Raw genomic sequence first — 20,503 nt, forward strand, 5'->3', positions numbered from 1 at the left:
CCGGTGATAAGTGTAGAAGGAAAGCAGGAAAGGAAGCGTCACAGCTATGTTTAAATTAGGGAGAAATGATTTGTGCTGGTGCCAAAGCGGCAGGAAGTATAAGAAGTGCCACGGCGGTTTTGACAGCAGGCTGGAGGAATATGCCCGCAGGGGAGCGGTGATACCGTCCCACCGTATCATCAAGAATGCGGAACAGATTGAAGGCATCAGGGAGAGCTGCAAGGTGAATATCGCTGTCCTGGATTACATCAGTGAGAGGATAAAGGAAGGAATCAGCACGGAAGAGATTGACCGGTGGGTCTATGAGCAGACAACGCGGCTCCATGGGATACCGGCCCCATTGAATTACGAGGGATTTCCCAAAAGCGTGTGTACCTCTGTCAATGACCAGGTATGCCACGGCATCCCTTCGCCGGATGTAATCCTCCAGGAGGGCGATATCATCAATGTGGATGTGTCCACCATCTACAATGGGTATTTCTCGGATTCTTCCAGGATGTTCTGTATTGGCCAGGTTTCGGAGGAAAAGAAACGCCTTGTGGAAGTGACCAGGCAGAGCCTTGATATCGGCCTTCAGCAGGTAAGGCCATGGGGGTTCCTGGGGGATATGGGCCAGGCCATCCATGACTTTGCCAAGCAGAACGGATATACGGTTGTGAAGGAAATCGGCGGACATGGGGTGGGGCTGGAATTTCATGAGGACCCATGGGTCAGCTATGTGTCAAGGCGGGGCACGGAAATGCTCATGGTCCCAGGCATGATATTTACCATAGAGCCCATGATTAACATGGGCTCAGATGAAATCTTCACGGATGAGGAAGATGGCTGGACCGTCTACACGGCTGACGGGAAACCCTCTGCCCAGTGGGAAATCCAGGTTCTGGTCACGGAAGACGGATATGAGATAATGTCATATTGAGATTTCCGGCGGTTCGGGAACCTGGCCCATATGGGGACTGAATATTCAGATGAAGGTCAGTGGTCTGAAGGAATCGGTGAAGGAATCGGATTACGGGAATGGTTGTTGATTGGTATAAGGTGTGGTACAATCAAACCATTGGACAAAGGACATTTTACATTAATAAGGCAAGGGAGGAATTGGCATGAAAGCATTATTCATTGGCGGGACAGGTACAATCAGCGCATCCGTGACAGAGCTGGCCTTGAAACGTGGATGGGACATCACCCTGTTAAACAGAGGCAGCAGGCCGGTGCCGGACGGGATGGATTCCATTGTTGCGGATATACATGACGAGGAAGCGGTGGGAAAGGCCATTGCGGGAACAACATATGACGTGGTGGCGCAGTTTGTCGGCTATACGGCAGAGGACGCCCTGAGGGATATCCGGCTTTTTACAGGCGTGGCAGGACAGTATATCTATATCAGCAGCGCCTCTGCCTATCAGAAGCCCGTGTCAGATTACAGGATTACGGAAAGCACGCCGCTGGCCAATCCGTACTGGGAGTATTCACGGCAGAAGATAGACGCTGAGAATGCGCTTATGGACGCATACCGCAGGGATGGCTTTCCGGTCACCATTGTGAGGCCAAGCCATACCCACTGCGGGAAAAAACCGCCTGTCACGCCTCACGGCGCCAAAGGAAACTGGCAGGTATTAAAGCGCATCCTGGATGGTAAGCCGGTCATCATCCCCGGGGACGGGACTTCCCTGTGGACCGTGACCCATGCGTCGGACTTTGCCAAAGGCTATGTGGGGCTGATGGGCAATCCGCATGCCATTGGACATTCCTTCCATATCACAACCGACGAAAGCATGACATGGAACCAGATTTATGAAACCATAGCAGATGCCATGGGAATGCCTTTAAAGACCGTCCATGTGACAACGGATTTCCTGGTACGGCATGGGAGGCAGTATGACCTGGAAGGAGAGCTTCAGGGCGATAAATCCTGCAGCGTGGTATTTGACAATTCCAAGATAAAGCGGGCGGTACCGGATTTTGTGTGTACGGTCTCCATGGCCGAGGGAATCCGGCAGGCTGCCAGATATATGGTGGAACATCCCGAAACACAGGTGGAGGACCCTGAGTTCGACCAGTGGTGCGACCGGGTCATAGAGGCGCAGCTGGCGGCTGACCGGGCCTTTGAGGAGAGGGGATAGACCGGGCTTCTGGCCCGGGTATCAGGCTGGCAATTCATCAGACAGGGGCTTTGCCGTGGGACTGTGAATGGTTTACACGGTATAAGCCTCTGTTTTGGCGTAATCGATGATAATTTTACCGCATACCTTACAGCAGTACGCATCTGATATTGTGGCTGCGCCTCCAAAGATTTTTTTGGCCAGCTGGATACCTTCTCCTTTTTTAACATTTGCCGATTCATGCTTTTCTTTCTGCCAGGCAATCAAGCGCGCATCTGAAGTAATATATCCCTTTTTCATTTCCTGATTACAATATGGACATTTCATGGTCTCACCTCCATAGGACAGATATAATCTTATTATAGCAGATGAGGGAAAAAATATATCCCTTGATTTGCAGGGGCTTTTGCGAAGGCGGTATTCACGATTGTGGATCCGTATCTGTGAATCCGCTTTTGTGGATCCGGCAATACATGCGTTGTATTTTACCGTAATCCATCTTATAATGATACTAAATGGTGTTATCTGTAAATGATGGAATGCCTGAATAATAGATGGAAAATTGGAGTGATATATGGGATTATATGCAATAGGGGACCTTCACCTGTCTTTATCCACGGATAAACCCATGGATGTCTTTGGAAAAGAATGGAAGGACCATGTGGAGAAGATTGAAAAGAATTGGAAAAAGCAGATCCATCAAGAGGACACGGTCGTTATTACGGGTGACCATTCCTGGGGGCGGAATCTGAATGAGAGCAGGGCGGACCTGGGATTCATTGCCTCCCTTCCGGGCAGGAAAATCCTTTTGCGCGGAAACCATGACATGTTCTGGGACGCTAAAAAGACCCGTCTGCTAAATGAACTGTATAAAGGAAAGCTGTCTTTCCTGCAGAACAACTATTATACCTATGAGGATTGTTCCAAGGTGGTCCATGCCCTTGTTGGAACCAAGGGGTATTGCTATGAGGGAAAGGACACCCCGGAACATTTTCAGAAAATCGTGAAACGTGAACAGGAACGGCTGCGCATATCCTTTGAGTCGGCTGCGGCGGATGGATATGAACATTTCATCATGTTCCTGCATTATCCGCCCACCAGCATAGGGGAGATGGAAAGTTGTTTTACGCGCATGGCAGAGGAATATGGGGCGGAGATGGTGATTTACTCCCATTGCCACGGGGAAGCCCGGTATCAGGACAGCTTCCTGGGCGAGGTGGATGGGATTGAGTACAGGCTGGTTTCAGCGGATTACCTGAAATTCAGGCCGGAGAAAATCATGGGATGACGAAGGGAGGGGGACAGCTATGAAGGAACATTACAGGGATTACCCTGAATACGCGGCCTGCGGCCTGAACTGCGGCCTTTGCCCGCGGTATCACACGGAGGGCAGATCCAGATGTCCGGGATGCGGCGGGCAGGGATTTTACCTCAAGCATCCATCCTGCGCCATTATCAACTGCGGCCAACGCCACGGCGGGGTGGAATATTGTGTCCTGTGTGAGGAATTTCCCTGCAGGCGGTATGTGGATGAGCACCCGGAGGACTCATTTATTACATACAGGAATGTGACAAGGGATTTTGACAAGGTAAAAATGAGCGGGATAAATGCATACCGGGCTGAATTGGATGAGAAAATCGGCCTGCTGCGGTGGCTGCTGGAATATTGTAACGACGGAAGACGCAAGAATTATTATTGTCTGGCGGTCAACCTGCTGGAGCTTGAAGACGTGAAGGCTGTGGTTGGGCGCATCCGGGAACAGACGGTTGTGGAAGAGGGGAATGTGAAGGAACGGGCTGCCCGGGCCGTGCAGATGTTTGAGGAGATGGCCGGGGAACGGGGGATTGAGCTGCGGCTGAAGAATAAGAAATAGTTGTTTATTTAGCCAGTTACAGTATCCCCGGCAAAATGGGAGCCGCAAATATCGGAGGTGGCTATATGATATGGTTTAAGCCCAGCGATTATAGAAAGCAGCAGTATACAGAATTAAGGCTATACGCACCGGAAAATGAAAAGATATTATTGGATTTCAATCCTCTCAAAATGTCCGCCGGGCCGGATTGGAATCCGGCCTGGGAGGAATGGCACTGTTATGCTGCACCTTTACGGATATACAGGCAGGATTATGGATTATTACTCGGTTATCTCAATCAGATATATCCCACGAAAGACCCATTTGACGGAACGTTTCAACCGGCTTTTGATGTTTGCTTTGATAATTGGATAGGTAAAGACGATTGGCTTAAAATAATTCCAGAAATAGAACGGGATATGAAAAATATGCCTGGTGTTAAAAAGCTTTTCTTTCAAGCGTTTCTTGATTGGCTGAGGGATGCGCTTAACAATACTGACATCATTGTTGTTGAAGGGAATCAGTAGTGGTTTGATATTGATTTTCAGTAATGAAAATTGAAAGTTGCAGAGGAAAACAGATGAAGAAACTGATTATTTACGGTAGCGGATATGGAACGACAAGGACTTATGCATCCAGGTTTTCAGAGATGACAGGTATTCCTGTCATGAATTATGAGGATATGCAGTCATTGTCAGACTACGGCCTTATCATACATTTTGGCGGTTTATTTGCTGGCGGAGTGAAAGGTTTGAGAAAGACGGTTAAGGCAATGAACGATGATACAGCATTAATTATCGTAACAGTCGGATTGGCGGATGTAAATGATAAAGAAAATACGGACAATATAAAAAAGTCTATCAGTAAACAAGTACCTGAGAAAATTCTTAAGAACACGCAGGTATTTCATCTGCGAGGTGGGATTGATTATAGCAAGCTGAACTTTAAACATAAAACCATGATGACGTTGCTATACAGGAAAGCCAAGAGCCTGCCTGAAGAAAAGAAAACTGCTGAAATAACAGCAATGATTGAGACATTCGGTAAGAAAGTCAATTTCATTAATTTTGAATCCCTGTCACCAATTATGGATGCTGTTCAATGAATTCCGCTTGGTATGGCTTTTCGGATTGCCTTTGGCAGATAAGGCGGGGAACGATGAAATGGAGGTCCGGAGTGATGATATTATGAGAATAAAACACTACGCTATCGTTATTTTTAAAAGCGGCAGGCAGGGCAAAGTGGTACACACTTTGCCTGCCTGCCACTTTTGTGCTTCTGCAGGGCGGCTTCCGGGGGTTCCTTTACGGGTTCATATTCTTAAGTTCACTCATGATTTTCATCCATTGGTTATTATTAAGTATCTGGGTATAGTTTTCAAGGCTGCCCTGCAGATGTTCCTGGATGGCCCTGGCAGTGCTGTCTAAATCCTGGTTTAAAATACCCTGGATGATCCGTTCGTGTTCATCCCGTGTTCCTGCGTATCTGGAAGGAGTAAGAAGGGTCAGCCAGCGCAGTCTCTGGCTCTGCAGGCTGATGCGTCTGGATATGTCTTCCATACGTGAGTTGCCGGAATATTCTATCAGCTTCTCATGGAACGCCGTGTCATCGGAAAAGTTTTTGTCGAAGTTCCCATTTGAAATGTCATTACACAGATTCTGATGGATATCCATCAGTTCCAGCTTCTGGGCTTCCGTTAATCCTCCGTTGGACAGGATTATCTTAACACTCATGATTTCGATTGCTTCCCGTATCTGGAATATTTCCACAATATCAGTAAGGGTGATGGACCTTACCACCACCTTGGTGGCTGTCCGCTCCAGTAACCCTATATCAATTAACTGCTGCATTGCTTCCCTGACCGGGGTGCGGCTGATATTCAGCTCATTGGATAATTCCAGGTCGGATACGATTTCTCCTGAGGATAACTCATAATCATTAATTTTCTGGACAATCTTTTTTAATGCCGTGTCGGAGGCATTTCCTTTTAGCCTGGGCATATAAGCTATCTCCTTTTCAATGGATAAATCTATTTTAACTCAGTAAAAGAAAATTGTATACATAAAAATAAAACATACTAATGAATTGGATGAGGTTTATGTATACATAAAAGAGCAAAATATAAAAATAATTTGGCGTGTAGTGTTAAAAAATGAACTGATTATAGCAGGACAGAATACTTTGTATTGGGTTTTATGAAATAGTATACAAAAATACTTGATTAATTTGATATTATAGTATACAATAAAATAAAAATATAGGAAAAATAAAATACATAAATATTTTTCCGGATTTGATGGCCTTTGCAGCGGCGGAAATATATTTTTAAACGCTCCTCAAGGCTGGGAAAGGAGAAATCAGGTGTACGGCAAAATCATATCAATTGATACAAGGTATTTCAGACTGCCGCTGGAAGGTAATCTGGTGGATGCAATCCACGGAAAGCATAACTTTTTCGAGGTAATCACGGTTGAAGTGATGCTGGAAAGCGGAGTAAAGGGGGTGGGATATACATATACGGGCGGTATTGGCGGGGCGGCCATTGCGGTTATGATAGAGAAGGACTTAACGCCGCTGTTGATTGGAAAGGAAATGCAATGCCCGGAAACCATGAACCAGATGATGGCGTGGGGAATCCACTATGTTGCCAGGGGAGGGATTGCCTCCTTTGCCATTTCCGCGTTGGATATTGCATTCTGGGATGCAATGCTGAAACAGAAAGGGATGGGTCTGTCAGGGTATTTAGGTAATCCATCATCGAAAGTGCCTGTCTACTATGGCGGTATTGACTTAATGCTGACGGAGAAGGAGCTGCTAAGCCAGATTGAAGGCCAGATGGGACAGGGACACAATGCATTTAAGATTAAACTGGGCAGACAGGATGGGGATGAGGATATTGCCAGGGTGCGGGCGGTGCGCCGCCTCATAGGGGATAAGGCTGTTTTCATGGTGGATGCCAATATGGCCTGGGATGAAGCGGCTGCCATTGAGATGGCAAAGCGTCTGGAGGAGTTCCGCATCACGTGGCTGGAGGAACCCACGGATCCGGATGATTATGAGGCTTATGCAAGAATCGGGCAGGCCACATCCATACCCATTGCCATGGGGGAAAACCTGCACACCATTTATGAGCATGAGATGGCGCTGCGGATTGGACACATCAAATGTCCCATACCCGATGCCTCGAATGCAGGAGGGATTACCGGATTTATAAAGGTGGCAGGGCTGGCCGGACAATATCACTTAAAGGTCCACTCACACGGTATGCAGGAGCTGCACGTCAACATACTGGCAGGCCTGGAAAACAGAGGATATATTGAGTTCCACAGCTTCCCAATCTGGCAGTATACGAAGCGGCCGCTGATTATCAGGGAAGGATACCTGGAACCGTCGGACCTGCCCGGAACCGGAGTGGAATTTGACTGGGAGAAATTGGAAAAAATGAATCAATAGATATGAAAGGAGAAGGGGTTTATGTCAAAACAGTTAAATGTATGGAGGAAGAACCAGATGAGGCGTCTTGCGGCAGGAATCATGGCCTGTGCATGCAGTATTTCACTGATGGGGTGCGGTTCGGCAGGCAATGGGGCAGGGGGCGCGGGGAAAAATCCCGGCAGCGCCGTGGCTGACGGGGCCGGAACCAGCGGGGCTGCTGCGGAAGCAGGAAACGATTATCACGCTGAACTGAAGCTGGCCCATATCATGCCCATCGACCATCCGAACGGAATGGGGGCGGAGGAGTTTGCAAGGCTTGTAAAGGAAAAAACAGATGGTCATGTGACCGTGAGTGTGTTTCCTGCTTCCCAGCTTGGGAATGAAAAGGAGATATTCGACGCAGTGGAAATCGGCTCCATTGACTTTGCAATCATTGGATTTGGGGAACCGGCGAAAAAGTATCAGGACATAGGAATCCTGGACGCTCCGTATATTGCGGATGACAGGGAACATCTGGTACGGATTTTAAACAGCGATGCGGTGTATTCCATGTTTGATGAAATGGAAGAACACATGGGAGCCAGGGGAATCGGGGCATTTTACTATGGAGCCAGGTACCTGACAACAAAGGACAAGCCGGTGTCCGGCCCGGAAGACATGAAGGGGCTGAACATACGGGTGCCGGACCAGAAGCTTTATATTGACACCCTGACTGCAATGGGGGCAGTGGCAACTCCCATGGCTTTCAGCGAAGTCTTCCTTTCCCTGCAGCAGGGGGTCATTGACGGGCAGGAGAATCCACTGGCCACAATTGCTGCCAATAAATTCGACCAGGTCCAGCATTACCTTATTAAGACAGAGCATATTATGGGGGCCAATGCCCTTTACGCCAGCACAAAGACACTGGAATCCATGCCTGAGACTTACAGGACGGCGGTAACCGAGGCTGCCAGGGAAGCGTCGGCATGGATTGATGATAAGGCATTTGAGGCTGAGGATACATATATCCGGCAGCTGGAGGACAACGGTATGGAAATCATTGACGATGTGGACAAAGAAGCATTCAGGGAAATGACGGCGTTCATATATGATGATTTTGACCAGGAACTTGTTGATAAGATACGCGCCGTTGAATGAGGTAGGTTATGAAAAGGTTGATTAGTGGCTTACATAAACTGGAAGAATATTCTTTGATATTGTGCCTTGCCGTGATGGGAATCGTTCTGTTTGTCCAGATTATCATGCGCACCTTTTTTTCGGCTCCTCTCAAATGGGCTGAGGAGCTGGCAAGGTATCTCCAGATATGGATCACGTTCCTTGGTATTGGATACGGGATCCGCAGAGGTTCCCATATCGGGATGACGCTCCTTAAGGACAGGCTGCCACCGGTCCTTAAGGCGCTCTGCGGACTCATTGTGGATGTGGCGGGATTCCTGGCATTCATAGTGCTGTTTCGGACCTCCCTGCAGTTTCTTGCCCACCAGAATGTTGTTTCAACTGCAATGGAGCTGCCCATGCAGCTGGTCTACCTGGTCATACCGGTGGGGGCTGTGATTTACATGGCATACGATATGGGCATGATTGTCAGTGATATCAGGAAAATACTGCAAAGGAGGAAAGACGGATGCTGATTTTATTTGGACTTTTTTTCCTGTTGCTGTTAATGGGAGCGTCCATTGCCATGAGCATGTTCATCAGCTCGGTGGCATATATGGTGGTCTATGGACTGCCGTTGGAACTGATTGCCCAAAGGCTTGCTGCGGGGGTGGATTCCTTTCCCTTATTGGCCGTTGCCTTTTTTGTCCTGGCGGGAAATATCATGAACCAGGGAGGAATCACAAAGCGTATATTCTCCTTTGCAGACCATCTGGTAGGGCATTTTACAGGCGGGCTGGCACATTCCAATGTGTTGGCCAGCGTGATTTTTGCAGGGATGAGCGGCAGTGCAATCGCGGACACAGGGGGACTGGGGGCAATCGAGCTGCAGGCCATGAAGGACGGAGGCTATGATGATGATTTTTCCCTGGCAGTAACAGGGGCATCCTCCCTGATCGGACCTGTCATCCCCCCAAGCGTTCCGCTGGTTATTTTCGGCGTTACTGCTTCCGTATCGGTAGGGGACCTGTTTACGGCAGGAATCCTTCCGGGAATCCTGCTGGCTATTGCAATGATGGCTGTTAACTATTGCATCTGTAAGAACAAGGGCTATGAAAAGCGGAAACGGGCGACATTAAAAGAAATATGGAAATGCCTGAAATGGTCTTTTTGGGCGCTGCTTCTTCCTGTAATCATCAGGGGAGGGATTATTGCCGGGATTTTCACGCCGACGGAAGCAGCGGTCATAGCCGTTGTATATGGGATACTTCTGGGATTTTTATATAAGAGCATCACGCTGAAGGAGCTGCCGTCCGTAATCCGGCAGACATTGGATGTGACGGTTGGGGTGCTGTTCATCATTGCATCGGCCACACTGTTTTCATGGATCCTTACATTTTCACAGATACCCCAGACCGTGGCGGTATATTTAATGAATCTGACGGATAACCCGATGATGGCCCTTGTCATTGTCAGCGTCATACTGCTGTTCATCGGCCTGTTCATGGATATTACCCCGGCAATTGTCATCATGACGCCGGTACTGCTTCCGTTCATCACGGCGCTTGGGATTGACCCGGTCATGTTCGGCATCATAATGGTACTGAACCTCCTGATCGGCCTGGTAACGCCTCCGGTGGGGATGGTGCTGTTTGTGCTGTCCGGCGTGTCCGGCGTATCCATTGAAAAGATATCAAAAGCAATCATCCCGTATATCGTTGTGTCCGCCGGGGTTATCCTGCTGATTATTGTGTATACATATCTGATGGCGGTGAATCCCGGGCTGCCTGTGCCTTATTAATGTAGATGTGCCCAGGCTTCACGGCCATCATTAAGAGGATTATGAAAGGGCTGGCCCGGACGGAATTACCGGAACAAATCAGCCGCCTGTTCCATCCTTTCAGCCACAGCCACCCCGAACGGACACCGTTCCTCGCATCCCTTACAGCCGACACAGTCCTTGCCGTTGGCAGACAGTCCATCGTAATGGGCTTTCAGCGCGGCAGGGACCTCCGGCTGCATCACAGCCAGGTCATACAATTTATTGACCATCGCGATGTCGATGCCGGCCGGACAGGGCGCGCAGTGGCCGCAGTAGGTGCATTGCCCGTAATAAGCATGGGCGGGCGCCTTGGACAGTACGGTGGCATAGTCTTTTTCTTCTTCGGTGGCGGTCTCGTATGCAACCGCCTCGTCCACATGCCCTACGGTATCATATCCAACCATCACGCTGGCAACCCCGGGCCTGGTCAGGGCGTAATGCAGGCACTGTACCGGGGTCAGCGCCACGCCGAAGGGTGAGGTTTCTGCTGAGAACAGCCGTCCGCCCGCATAACCCTTCATGACCGTAATCCCGATGTTGTTCTTTTCACAGATCTTGTACAGTTCTGCCCGTTCCGGCGCAATCCCGCCTAACTGCTCATCGTAAGTTTCCTTAAAATAATCCTCCATGTTCTCGCTGGCAGGAAGCATGTCAAAGGCCGGATTGATGCTGAAGAGGATCATCTCAATCCGCCTGCTCTCCGCTGCCAGCTTTGCGACGGCCGGATTATGCGTGCTCATGCCGATGTGCCGGATCACGCCCTGCTCCTTCAGTTCCTTTGCATAGGCGTAAAACTCCCCGTCCATGATTCTGTGGTATTCCGCAATTTCATCCACAAAGTGGACCATCCCCAGATCAATATAATCCGTCCCAAGGCGTTTAAGCAGGTCTGCAAATGCCGCCTTGGCCTTCTCAAGGTCCCTGGTCCTCACATATTGGCCGTCCTGCCAGGTGGAACCCAGGTGTCCCTGGATGATCCAGCGCTCCCTGCGGCCCCTGATGGCAGCCCCGATGTTGGAGCGGACATTCGGCTCCGACATCCAGCAGTCCAGTATATTGATTCCCTTTTCCTCACAATAGGCAACAACCTGCCTCACCTCTTCTGTATCATGGCGTTCCAGCCATTCCGCCCCCAGTCCGATTTCGCTTACCTCAAGTCCTGTGCCGCCCAGTTTTCTGTATCTCATGCAGTGGCTCCTTTCCTGAGGCATTTTAAACATGCCCCAGCTTATCTGTTTGTTCATGATACTTATAATCATATCAGGATCCAGGCCGGATGGGAAGCAGGAGATGGGGCTGTCTGATATCAATAAAACCCATACATTTTCTGGAAATGCATCAAAGTTGCAACAAAATAGATAATATTCTGCTACGGAACCACATGGATCAGGTAATAACTGCTAATATATGCCCAGGGTATTAAACATTCCATATACGGATGTGAAAATGCTGAATAATAATTAGGGAAGGTGAAATGTATGAAAGGTGAAACATTCAAAAAGTATTTTCTTCTGACCGTGATTGCACTGGGGGCGGGTGTGATTTACAAGGTTGCCTACATGAGGGAGGCATTTTATGACGCCATGTTGTCGGGATTCCAGATTACCAATACCCAGCTTGGCACCATCAGCTCCATCTACGGGACCGTGGCCCTGATCAGCTATCTGCCGGGCGGTATCCTGGCGGATAAGGTATCTTATAAAAAGCTGCTGACCCTATCGTTCATAGGCAGCGGGGTGCTGTCATTGTGGTGCTCCACCATGCCGTCATTCGGTATGATTAAGGTTATTTTCGGGCTGATGGGCGTTACGACCATCCTTACATACTGGTCCGCATTTGTGAAAACAGTGCGTTCCCTGGGCAGTGACGAGGAACAGGGCCGCATGTTCGGACTTGCCGAGGGTATCCGCGGCATCAGCGGCATCATAGCCAGCTTCATCGTCATGGGCATCATCCAGGTGGCTGCAACCGAGGTGGGAGGAATGAAGGGGACCCTTATATTCTATGGCGTCATCTACATTGCAGTCGGCATCATCACCATGATCCTTCTTCCGAACCCAAAGGAGACCGGGGCGGAAAGAACCTTTGTGATGGGGGATCTGGTTGAAGCTTTCAAGCATAAAGGCACATGGCTTGTGTGTGCGCTGGTGTTCTGCTGGTACATGGTTTACTGCACGACATCCTATGCGATTCCTTATCTGACCAATGTTTACGGTGTTTCCTCTGTTGCAATCAGCACGCTCAGCATCATCAGGGCATATGGAATCGGCATTGTGGCGGCTCCCCTGGCGGGCTTTCTGGGAGACAGGCTTAAATCCTGCTCCAAGACACTGGCCTACGCATCCATCCTTGGCGTTGCGCTGATGGCAGTGTACCTGGTGACCCCGGTAAAGCCGGAGTTCCTCATGGTTCCGGTGGCCCTTACCCTGCTGTTCAGCTTTGTGGTATTTGCCGCAAGGGGAATCTATTTCTCACCCATGGCGGAAGCAGGTATTCCGCTTGCGCTGACAGGCGCGGCTTCCGGTCTGATCTCTGTTCTTGGTTACATGCCTGACATGTTCATCTTCAACATCATGGGCGGATGGCTTGACAACCTGCCCGGTGCTCAGGGATACCGTTACATCTTCATTCTTGCAACCGTGTTCCTGGTACTTGCAACCGGGGTTGGATTCTATATTTACAGATACGGCAAATCCCTGAAGACAGGGAATGATTAAAGGAGGATGGCATATGGGACGATATGATTTTGGTCAGCAGAAGGATATGAAGGGTACGGACAGCTGGAAATGGGACAAGGAAGGAAAGGAATGCCCCTACCCGCTGGGGGTGGCGGACACGGATTTCCTGCCCCCGCCGGAAGTGACTGAGGCAGTGATGAAGAAGGCCGCCCAGGGCAACTTTGCCTATGGCGTGATGCCTCAGGCATTTTATGATTCTGTTTCCCGCTGGTACAAAAAACGGCACGATGCGGATGTGGACGCGGATTGGGTTACCTATTCGCCCGGCCTGATCGTGGCAATCAAGATGCTCATGGAGGCAGTATCCCATGTGGGGGATAATGTAATCATCCAGCCGCCTGTGTATTTCAACTTTTCCCTCATCATCAGCAGGAACGGAAGGAATATACTGGAGAACACCCTGATTTATGAAAATGAAGGATACCGCATTGATTTTGAGGACCTGGAGAGGAAAGCGGCTGACCCAAGAACGACCATGATGATATTCTGCAATCCCCACAACCCGGTGGCCCATGCCTGGAGCAGGGAGGATGTGGAGCGGGTGGCGGAAATCTGCCGCCGCAACCATGTGTTTGTGGTAAGCGACGAGGCCCACAGCGACATTTTGTACCAGGGAACGAGGCATGTGCCGTTCATCTGCGTCAGCCGGGAAACTGCCATGAACAGCGCCTCCATCAACTCGGCGGGCAAGACCTTTAACACCAACGGGCTTTATGTGTCCTATGCCATCATTCCCAACAGACAGATACGGGATGCCTTTGAGATTGCGTATGCAAACCATCATTTTGATTTCAGCATGATTGGGGTTCCGGCCCAGATTGCAGCCTATGAACACGGAGATGCGTATACGGATGAGCTGAACGCATACCTGTGGGATAATATCATGTACCTGAAACATTTCCTGGAAGAAAAAATGCCGGAGGTCAGGATGGTTAAGCCCAATGCCACCTATCTCATGTGGCTGGATTTCCATGGCTGGGATATGGACAGCGACCAGGTGGATGGATTTTTCCGCTCGGCTGGCGTGGCGTTGAACAAAGGCAGTATCTATGGGGCTGCCGGGGACGGCTTCATGCGGCTGAATGTGGCGTGCAGCAGAAGCGTCCTGGAAGAAGCCATGGAGGCCGTGTATGAAAGGTATAAGGAGTTTTTCAATAAGTAATAGGCTGTGAAGGAAGGGACGGAATTTCTGATGGTTCCGTCCCACAATTGTATTGTTATCTGGTATAATTAGACTAAAATCTGAAAATAGCGGGGTGTGGTATGAAAACAATACTCATAATAGAAGATGATATCTCAATTGCCAGATTAATAAAGACACATGTCTCCTTTGCAGGTTATGAGGCGGTCATTGCCCAGGATGGGGAGATAGCGCTGGTGATGCTGGAGGAGGAGAAGTATAACCTGGTCATCCTGGATCTGATGCTGCCGCATGTGGATGGGGAAATGGTCCTTGAGTCCATCAAGAAACTGCAGCTGCCGGTTATCGTGGTTTCTGCAAAATCCAGCCTTGTGGACCGGGTGCGCCTGCTGCGGGCCGGTGCCGATGACTATATCACCAAGCCCTTTGAGAGCGCGGACCTGATAGCCAGGATTGAGGCGGTGCTCAGGCGCACAGAGAGGGCCTGCGGGAAGCTGGAATTTAAGGATATCGTGATGGATGTGGACCGGCACGCCGTGCATAAGGACGGCAGGGAGCTGGAAATCACGCCCAAGGAGTTTGAACTGCTGCGGTATTTTATGGAAAACCAGGACAAGGTAATCAGGCGGGAGGAACTTTCTGCCCATGTCTGGGGGCAGGAATACCTGGAAAGCAGCAGGACCGTGGAAATCCATGTCCAGCGTCTGCGCAAAAAGGCCGGGCTGAATGAGGAGCTGAGGACCGTGACAAAAGTGGGGTATATCCTGGAGGATAAAAGAGGGCAGAAATGATTTATAAAATGAAATTATGGCAGAAAATTTTCATCAGTTCCCTGATTGCCAGTATTCTTTTATTTGCTGTCTGCGGTATCATTACCACGGTTTCCGGACACAAGCGGAACCTCCAGTCGGAGGAAGCCCAGGCTGTCTGGATGGCGGGCCGGATGAAGGAGGAGGCGGAGGCGGCGTATCAGAAGTCCGGCAGCTGTCTGGCGGCATTTGGGAATCCACTGATTCCGGAGGATACGTACTTCCAGGTATTCTGCGGACAGGAGAAGGTATATGACGGCTTCGGGCTGGAGCCGGAGCCTTTGCGCTATGATTTTGGCTATGATATAAAGAGGGAGCCTCTTGAGATAGTAGCCATCAATAAGGTGAATTACCTGTTTGCAGAGGAACCCTTGTCCTTGGGCGGGGAGGAGGCAAGGCTGGTGCTGGTCAGGGACCTGTCGGATGTGTATGGCAGGTGCAATGCCCAGCTCCAGACCCTGTTCCTCCTGTGCGGCATCCTGTCGGTTGTCTCGGCCTTTATCATGCTGACAGCCTCCCTCATCATCACGGTTCCCATTAAGAAGATAAATGAGGCGGTAAAGATAGTCTCAAACAATTATTATGCATACCGGCTTCCGGTCACGGGCACGGATGAATTGAACGAATTATCCGGGAATTTCAATATCATGTGCGGCGCCATTGAAAACAATATCCGCAATTACAAATTTGCCATTGACAATTTCATCCATGAGGTAAAAACCCCTCTTACGTCCATCATCGGCTACGCGGACATGCTGAAATCCTATGATTGTACCGGGGAGTGCAGGGAGGAGGCCGTGGATTATATATTGATGCAGGCGCGCAGGCTGAATTCCCTGGTGAAGAAGATCATGGGATTCCTGATTGTGGAATCCAGACAGGTGGAGAAAAAGCGGGTGTGCCTGGATGAAGTGGTGAATATGGCGTGCATTTCCATACAGACCCAGGCGGAAATACGGGATATACGGATTGAATACAGGAACAGGCCGGAGGCTTATATGTACGGGGATGAGGAATTGCTGGCAACCCTCCTTGTGAACCTGTTGGACAACGGTGTGAAGGCATCCGGGGAACATTCGCGTATCCTGGTGGACGCGGTTACAAGGGAGGGCGCGGTTGAGGAGATATCGGTACGGGATTTTGGGATAGGCATACCGGAGGAGGAACTGGACAGGCTGACGGAACCATTCTATATGGTGGACAAATCCAGGAGCCGTTCCCAGAATGGGATCGGCCTGGGGCTTTCCATCTGCCAGTCCATTATCCAGGCCCATGACGGCAGGATTGGGATATCCAGCGTGCTGGGGGAGGGAACCACCATACGGCTTCATTTTCCATATGAGGAGTACCTGTATCTGAGCCAGGCCCAGGATGAGCTTTTCGAGAAGTCAGACGCAAAGGAGTGAACGATATGAATGACAGCTTTAAGAAAATAAGCACGTTCCTGGTGCTGGTATCCGGCCTGGCCCTGATTTTTGAACTGCCCTATATCAGAAACAGTTTCTATGTGCCCATCTGTCAGGCATTGAACCTTAACAACCAGGAATTCGGGGTCCTTTCCAGTATCTATTCCACGGTGAGCCTGGTCATGTATGTTGCGGGTGGTTTCCTTTCGGACCGGCTGAATTCCAGGTGGCTTTTGTTCCTGCCCTTTGCAGGCACGGGCATCCTTGGGTTCTGGTTCTCACGTTTTCCGGATTATGGGGAACTGAAAATCATATTTGCCCTTATGGGGATCACCACGGTCATGACCTTTTTTTCCACATCCATCCGCATCCTCAAGAACCTGGGAGGCAGATACGAACAGGGGCGGATATTTGGATGGATGGAGGCCGGGAAGGGGATTTTCGCAGGCGTGACCTTTTTTGTGATCCAGCTGCTGTTTCAGGCGCTGGGGGAGGGAAGGTTCGGGTTTGAATGGGTCATTAAGGCATATGCCATCCTGAACATCATACTGGGCATCGGCGTGGTCCTTGTCGTGCCGGACGAATACATCCATGTGGAGCGCACCATTCCGCTGAAGCAGGAGATTCGGGATGTGGTATTGAATCCAAGGGTCTGGATCATGTGCCTGATTGTGTTTTCGGGGTATTCCATGTACGCACTTTTAAGCTTTGTGCCGCCGTTTTTCCTGAAAGCCTACAATTCCTCCATCGAGGTCAGCCGGTTCCTTTCCACATGGCGTTACGGAATCCAGATTGTGGGCGCGGTCCTGGCGGGCTATCTGGCGGACCGGGCCAGGTCCGGCTATAAAATCATATTCGGGGGCTTTATCCTGATGCTGGCCTCCATCCTGGTATTCATCATCCAGCCCTATGACATGTCTTCCCTGATGCTGGGGATTTTTGGCTTTATTGCATTTTCCATTGCCGTCTATGGGATTAAGGGGCTGTATTATGCCTTGATTTCAGAGAATTCCATTGATTCCTCCTGTATCGGGGGAACGGTCGGTATCGTGGCCGCCATCGGGTATCTGCCGGATACCTTCATGTACAGCATGGTGGGGAACTGGATTGATGCGGGAATGGACGGCTATTATAGAATGTTTACCTATGCAATTGTTGTGATCCTGCTTGGGACCATTGTGACGGGGATCATGCTGACAGGAGCGCATCCTGTAAAGAGGAGGAAAAGATAGATGACAGATAAGACTGATAAGAAGGGAAGGCTCAGGAAATGGGTTTTCTGGCCGCCGTTCCTGGTATTGCTTCTGGTACTGTTTCTGGGATTCGTATCCCAGGACGTATTCCTGAAATTCATTAATCACATAAAAGACTGGATATGGGGGAACTTCAGGTGGCTTTTCTCCGGATATGGGATGGTGGCGGTGGTGGTCTGCTGTTACGCCTGTTTTTCCAAGTTCGGGGACACGGTCATAGGCGGAAAGGATGCCAAACCCATACTCAGCAGATTCAACTGGTTTGCCATCAGCCTGTGCACCACCATCGCGGCCGGCCTTATGTTCTGGGCTGCCGCTGAACCGCTGTACCTGATGAGCGACCCATCGCCGTTTTTCGGCCTGGAGCCGGATTCGCCCCAGGCAGCCGTATTTGCCATGGCCCAGATGTACCTGCACTGGGGGATTACCCCGTATGCCATCTATGCCCTGGCCGCAACCGTGTTTGCGTTCGTGTACTACAATATGAAAAAGCCCTTTACCTTAGGCGCCTGCATATACCCGCTGGTTGGTGAGCGGGCCATCAAGGGCAGGCTTTCAGATGCCATTGACGCCCTGTGTATTTTCATCCTGTGCGCAGGCATGGCGGGTTCCCTGTCCACGGGTGCATTCTCCGTGGCAGGCGGGGTTTCCAATATAACGGGAATCCCCAACAGCAGCGTGATGCTCATCCTTGTGATGGCAGCCATCATCCTGGTGTATACGATTTCCGCGTCCTCTGGACTGATGAAGGGGATTAAATGGCTGTCCAGTTTCAATGTGTACATATTTTCCTTCCTCATCCTGTTCCTATTCGTGTTCGGTCCTACCCGTTTCATCCTGAACTTCGGCATGGAATCCGTGGGGGAGATGCTGGATTCATTTTTCATGCGCAACCTGTTTACGGATTCCATGAACCTGGGAAACAGTGCCTGGTCCAGCCTTGCCAACATGAAGGTGGGATACTGGGCCAGCTACCTGGCGTGGGCCCCTGTGACCGCCCTGTTCCTGGGGAAGCTTGCCAGGGGATATAAGGTGAGGGACTGTATCATCATCAACCTGTTTGTGCCCACTGCATTTTCCATGGTCTGGGTCGCCATCTTCGGAGGCACGTCCATCCATATGCATATGCAGGAAAGCCTGCTTCCCCTGTTGGAAACCTCCGGGGCGGAGTCCATTGTGTATAAGCTCTTTGAGGTACTGCCCCTGCGGCAGCTGTGTGTGCCTGTGTTCGTCCTGGCCACCTTCATTTCCTTTGTCACGGCGGCTGACTCCAATACCAATGCCATTGCGTCGGTGTGCACCTCGGGCATGTCGGAGGAACAGATGGAGGCGCCTGTTTCCATGAAAATCCTGTGGGGCGTCATAATCGGGGCCATGGCGGCCGTGATGGCGGTATTCACGGGCGTGGGAGGCGCCAAGACGCTGGCCAGCATCGGGGGATTCCCTTCCATGTTCCTGCAGATGGCGTCCTGTGCGGCCCTGCTGAAAATCATGCGCAACCCGGGGAAATTTGATATTTACTCAAAAAAGGATGAAAAAGAGGGGGATAAAAAATGAAGATAACAGGCATTGAGATCAAACAGTACGCAAAGCCGCTGGACCCGCCGTTCCTGGCGTCATGGGACCCCAATCCAAGGGTGAAATTTGCGTCCACGATTGTGTATGTCCACACCGATGAAGGCATAACAGGCATTGGCTCCGGTGATCTGATGACCGGATTTGCAGGCCATGAGAAGTTTTTTATCGGGAAGGATCCCTTTGAAATCGAGAACCATAATAAGGTGATTGACAATATTGATTTCCATTATGGCAGGTGCTGGCCCCTGGATATCGCGCTGTGGGATATCATCGGAAAGAAATGCGGACAGCCCATCTACAAACTGCTGGGCGGGAAACAGGATAAGATGAGGGCCTACTGTTCCTGCGGCGCCCGCATCAGCGCCGGGGAGAGGGCAGAAAAGGCAAAGGAATATGTGGGGATGGGATTTAAGGCCATGAAAATCCGTTTCCACCATGAGGATGTCAGGGAGGACATCAAGGTGGTGGAGGAAGTCAGGAAGGCCATCGGCGATAAGATGGAAATCATGGTGGACGGCAACCAGGCCTGGAAGATGCCCTGGGACGTGGAGCGGATATGGGATTTGAAGAAAGCCCTTAAGGTTGCAAAGGAACTGGAAAAATACGGCGTATACTGGCTGGAGGAACCCCTGCACCATGCGGACTACGATAATCTGGCCAGGCTCAGGCAGATGACCAGCCTGAGGATTGCGGGCGGGGAAATGAACCGGAGATGGCATGATTTCCGGGATCTGGCGGACAGGGGAAGCTACGATGTATATCAGCCGGATACGGTTTTATGCGGAGGATTTACAAGAACCAGGAAGATTGCGGATTATGTCCAGTCCAAGGGCGCCGTATTCTGTCCCCACACCTGGTCCAATGGAGTGGGCCTTCTGGCCAACCTCCACATGGCCTGTGCGGTCAGTGACGCGCAGTACCTGGAATACCCGTTTGATCCTCCGGTGTGGACCGTGGACCGCCGGGATTATATCCTCAGGGAAGAGGACCGGGTGCTCATTGACAAGGACGGATACATGCATGCGCCCCAGAAGCCGGGACTGGGATTTGAGCCGGATGAAGAGGCGCTGAGGGAATATGAGGTGAAGGAGTACTATGTGGGGGAATAAAGGGTTCCCGCAGGTCTGATGATATGATGATGTGGCCGCCGGGCCGTCTGTTGGGACGTCCGGCGGCTTTTTCCGTGTTAAGGGATGTTGAAAATCCATTCCTGCCATCCGCATGTCCATATGGTATGGAACACAGGGATATAATAGGCAGGGATATAATAC

At 50.4% G+C, this 20,503-nt stretch carries 20 protein-coding genes; 17 read left to right on the forward strand and 3 right to left on the reverse strand.

Translation table 11 applies throughout. From position 1 onward, the window contains the following. Nucleotides 1-46: 46 nt before the first annotated feature. Entirely contained in the window at nucleotides 47-919 is an 873-nt protein-coding gene (locus tag LK536_RS38860) for a methionyl aminopeptidase (protein WP_008717648.1), read from the forward strand. 184 nt (nucleotides 920-1,103) lie between these two features. Further along, nucleotides 1,104-2,123 carry an SDR family oxidoreductase gene (locus LK536_RS38865; RefSeq protein ID WP_227795511.1) on the forward strand — a complete coding sequence of 340 codons (1,020 nt, stop codon included), beginning with the start codon at nucleotides 1,104-1,106 and terminating at the stop codon, nucleotides 2,121-2,123. 72 nt (nucleotides 2,124-2,195) lie between these two features. On the opposite strand, the gene LK536_RS38870 is transcribed toward LK536_RS38865, so the two are convergent. Beyond that, nucleotides 2,196-2,429, reverse strand: a complete 234-nt coding sequence (locus LK536_RS38870) for a PF20097 family protein (RefSeq protein ID WP_227795510.1) — start codon at nucleotides 2,427-2,429, stop codon at nucleotides 2,196-2,198. 247 nt (nucleotides 2,430-2,676) lie between these two features. On the opposite strand from LK536_RS38870, the gene LK536_RS38875 reads away from it, so the two are divergent. The 4 genes from LK536_RS38875 (at nucleotide 2,677) to LK536_RS38890 (ending at nucleotide 5,060) form a co-directional block, all read left to right on the forward strand. Next, nucleotides 2,677-3,390 (forward strand): metallophosphoesterase, encoded by a 714-nt coding sequence (locus LK536_RS38875; protein WP_025486629.1) that lies wholly within the window; start codon nucleotides 2,677-2,679, stop codon nucleotides 3,388-3,390. A gap of 19 nt (nucleotides 3,391-3,409) precedes the next feature. After that, complete coding sequence (locus LK536_RS38880) at nucleotides 3,410-3,976, forward strand: DUF3795 domain-containing protein (protein ID WP_227795509.1); 567 nt, start codon at nucleotides 3,410-3,412, stop codon at nucleotides 3,974-3,976. Nucleotides 3,977-4,041: 65 nt separating this feature from the next. After that, nucleotides 4,042-4,482, forward strand: coding sequence for a BdrN protein (locus LK536_RS38885; protein WP_130789832.1), 441 nt, complete (start codon nucleotides 4,042-4,044; stop codon nucleotides 4,480-4,482). Nucleotides 4,483-4,535: 53 nt separating this feature from the next. Next, nucleotides 4,536-5,060, forward strand: a complete 525-nt coding sequence (locus LK536_RS38890; protein WP_227795508.1) for a flavodoxin domain-containing protein — start codon at nucleotides 4,536-4,538, stop codon at nucleotides 5,058-5,060. Between the two features lie 199 nt (nucleotides 5,061-5,259). On the opposite strand, the gene LK536_RS38895 is transcribed toward LK536_RS38890, so the two are convergent. Continuing rightward, nucleotides 5,260-5,955 carry a GntR family transcriptional regulator gene (locus LK536_RS38895; RefSeq protein ID WP_025486632.1) on the reverse strand — a complete coding sequence of 232 codons (696 nt, stop codon included), beginning with the start codon at nucleotides 5,953-5,955 and terminating at the stop codon, nucleotides 5,260-5,262. Between the two features lie 361 nt (nucleotides 5,956-6,316). Between LK536_RS38895 and LK536_RS38900 the strand changes: the two genes are divergently transcribed. From LK536_RS38900 to LK536_RS38915, 4 genes are read left to right on the forward strand one after another with little or no spacing between them, the layout of a single operon-like run. Beyond that, nucleotides 6,317-7,408: a mandelate racemase/muconate lactonizing enzyme family protein gene (locus LK536_RS38900; RefSeq protein ID WP_227795507.1), complete on the forward strand. Its 1,092-nt coding sequence runs from the start codon at nucleotides 6,317-6,319 to the stop codon at nucleotides 7,406-7,408. A 21-nt stretch (nucleotides 7,409-7,429) separates the two neighbouring features. After that, nucleotides 7,430-8,527 carry a TRAP transporter substrate-binding protein gene (locus tag LK536_RS38905; protein WP_227795506.1) on the forward strand — a complete coding sequence of 366 codons (1,098 nt, stop codon included), beginning with the start codon at nucleotides 7,430-7,432 and terminating at the stop codon, nucleotides 8,525-8,527. Nucleotides 8,528-8,535: 8 nt separating this feature from the next. Beyond that, a complete protein-coding gene (locus LK536_RS38910; RefSeq protein ID WP_008717631.1) occupies nucleotides 8,536-9,021 on the forward strand; it encodes a TRAP transporter small permease in 486 nt (161 codons plus the stop codon). Further along, nucleotides 9,015-10,286, forward strand: coding sequence for a TRAP transporter large permease (locus LK536_RS38915; protein ID WP_008717628.1), 1,272 nt, complete (start codon nucleotides 9,015-9,017; stop codon nucleotides 10,284-10,286). Before LK536_RS38910 ends, LK536_RS38915 begins: the two co-directional genes overlap by 7 nt. Before the next feature lie 65 nt (nucleotides 10,287-10,351). Here the strand turns inward: LK536_RS38915 and LK536_RS38920 are convergent, their stop codons facing one another. Continuing rightward, on the reverse strand, nucleotides 10,352-11,494 hold the full coding sequence (locus LK536_RS38920) for an aldo/keto reductase (RefSeq protein WP_227795505.1): 1,143 nt from the start codon (nucleotides 11,492-11,494) through the stop codon (nucleotides 10,352-10,354). Between the two features lie 291 nt (nucleotides 11,495-11,785). Between LK536_RS38920 and LK536_RS38925 the strand changes: the two genes are divergently transcribed. The 7 genes from LK536_RS38925 (at nucleotide 11,786) to LK536_RS38955 (ending at nucleotide 20,341) form a co-directional block, all read left to right on the forward strand. Then, the gene (locus tag LK536_RS38925) at nucleotides 11,786-13,024 is read left to right on the forward strand and encodes an MFS transporter (RefSeq protein WP_227795504.1); all 1,239 of its coding nucleotides are present in this window, start codon (nucleotides 11,786-11,788) and stop codon (nucleotides 13,022-13,024) included. 13 nt (nucleotides 13,025-13,037) lie between these two features. Then, on the forward strand, nucleotides 13,038-14,207 hold the full coding sequence (locus LK536_RS38930; protein ID WP_025486637.1) for a MalY/PatB family protein: 1,170 nt from the start codon (nucleotides 13,038-13,040) through the stop codon (nucleotides 14,205-14,207). 101 nt (nucleotides 14,208-14,308) lie between these two features. Further along, nucleotides 14,309-14,977: a response regulator transcription factor gene (locus tag LK536_RS38935; RefSeq protein ID WP_025486638.1), complete on the forward strand. Its 669-nt coding sequence runs from the start codon at nucleotides 14,309-14,311 to the stop codon at nucleotides 14,975-14,977. After that, the gene (locus LK536_RS38940; RefSeq protein ID WP_227795503.1) at nucleotides 14,974-16,401 is read left to right on the forward strand and encodes a HAMP domain-containing sensor histidine kinase; all 1,428 of its coding nucleotides are present in this window, start codon (nucleotides 14,974-14,976) and stop codon (nucleotides 16,399-16,401) included. The genes LK536_RS38935 and LK536_RS38940 overlap by 4 nt, the downstream gene beginning before the upstream one ends. A 5-nt stretch (nucleotides 16,402-16,406) precedes the next feature. After that, nucleotides 16,407-17,633, forward strand: a complete 1,227-nt coding sequence (locus LK536_RS38945) for an MFS transporter (RefSeq protein ID WP_025486640.1) — start codon at nucleotides 16,407-16,409, stop codon at nucleotides 17,631-17,633. Further along, complete coding sequence (locus LK536_RS38950; protein ID WP_227795502.1) at nucleotides 17,634-19,211, forward strand: BCCT family transporter; 1,578 nt, start codon at nucleotides 17,634-17,636, stop codon at nucleotides 19,209-19,211. It begins immediately after the preceding gene. Beyond that, nucleotides 19,208-20,341 carry a mandelate racemase/muconate lactonizing enzyme family protein gene (locus LK536_RS38955; RefSeq protein ID WP_227795501.1) on the forward strand — a complete coding sequence of 378 codons (1,134 nt, stop codon included), beginning with the start codon at nucleotides 19,208-19,210 and terminating at the stop codon, nucleotides 20,339-20,341. Before LK536_RS38950 ends, LK536_RS38955 begins: the two co-directional genes overlap by 4 nt. Nucleotides 20,342-20,503 lie beyond the last annotated feature (162 nt).

The organism is Clostridium pacaense (genome assembly GCF_020709765.2).
In the GTDB taxonomy this organism is placed as follows: Bacteria; Bacillota; Clostridia; order Lachnospirales; family Lachnospiraceae; genus Enterocloster; species Enterocloster hominis.

Coding starts and splice junctions, on each gene's coding strand:
- LK536_RS38930 (WP_025486637.1), top strand. CDS start 13,038: ATGGGACGATATGATTTTGGTCAGCAGAAGGATATGAAGGGTACGGAC.
- LK536_RS38955 (WP_227795501.1), top strand. CDS start 19,208: ATGAAGATAACAGGCATTGAGATCAAACAGTACGCAAAGCCGCTGGAC.
- LK536_RS38860 (WP_008717648.1), top strand. CDS start 47: ATGTTTAAATTAGGGAGAAATGATTTGTGCTGGTGCCAAAGCGGCAGG.
- LK536_RS38920 (WP_227795505.1), bottom strand. CDS start 11,494: ATGAGATACAGAAAACTGGGCGGCACAGGACTTGAGGTAAGCGAAATC.
- LK536_RS38940 (WP_227795503.1), top strand. CDS start 14,974: ATGATTTATAAAATGAAATTATGGCAGAAAATTTTCATCAGTTCCCTG.
- LK536_RS38910 (WP_008717631.1), top strand. CDS start 8,536: ATGAAAAGGTTGATTAGTGGCTTACATAAACTGGAAGAATATTCTTTG.
- LK536_RS38945 (WP_025486640.1), top strand. CDS start 16,407: ATGAATGACAGCTTTAAGAAAATAAGCACGTTCCTGGTGCTGGTATCC.
- LK536_RS38885 (WP_130789832.1), top strand. CDS start 4,042: ATGATATGGTTTAAGCCCAGCGATTATAGAAAGCAGCAGTATACAGAA.
- LK536_RS38880 (WP_227795509.1), top strand. CDS start 3,410: ATGAAGGAACATTACAGGGATTACCCTGAATACGCGGCCTGCGGCCTG.
- LK536_RS38875 (WP_025486629.1), top strand. CDS start 2,677: ATGGGATTATATGCAATAGGGGACCTTCACCTGTCTTTATCCACGGAT.
- LK536_RS38935 (WP_025486638.1), top strand. CDS start 14,309: ATGAAAACAATACTCATAATAGAAGATGATATCTCAATTGCCAGATTA.
- LK536_RS38925 (WP_227795504.1), top strand. CDS start 11,786: ATGAAAGGTGAAACATTCAAAAAGTATTTTCTTCTGACCGTGATTGCA.
- LK536_RS38870 (WP_227795510.1), bottom strand. CDS start 2,429: ATGAAATGTCCATATTGTAATCAGGAAATGAAAAAGGGATATATTACT.
- LK536_RS38865 (WP_227795511.1), top strand. CDS start 1,104: ATGAAAGCATTATTCATTGGCGGGACAGGTACAATCAGCGCATCCGTG.
- LK536_RS38890 (WP_227795508.1), top strand. CDS start 4,536: ATGAAGAAACTGATTATTTACGGTAGCGGATATGGAACGACAAGGACT.
- LK536_RS38905 (WP_227795506.1), top strand. CDS start 7,430: ATGTCAAAACAGTTAAATGTATGGAGGAAGAACCAGATGAGGCGTCTT.
- LK536_RS38915 (WP_008717628.1), top strand. CDS start 9,015: ATGCTGATTTTATTTGGACTTTTTTTCCTGTTGCTGTTAATGGGAGCG.
- LK536_RS38950 (WP_227795502.1), top strand. CDS start 17,634: ATGACAGATAAGACTGATAAGAAGGGAAGGCTCAGGAAATGGGTTTTC.
- LK536_RS38895 (WP_025486632.1), bottom strand. CDS start 5,955: ATGCCCAGGCTAAAAGGAAATGCCTCCGACACGGCATTAAAAAAGATT.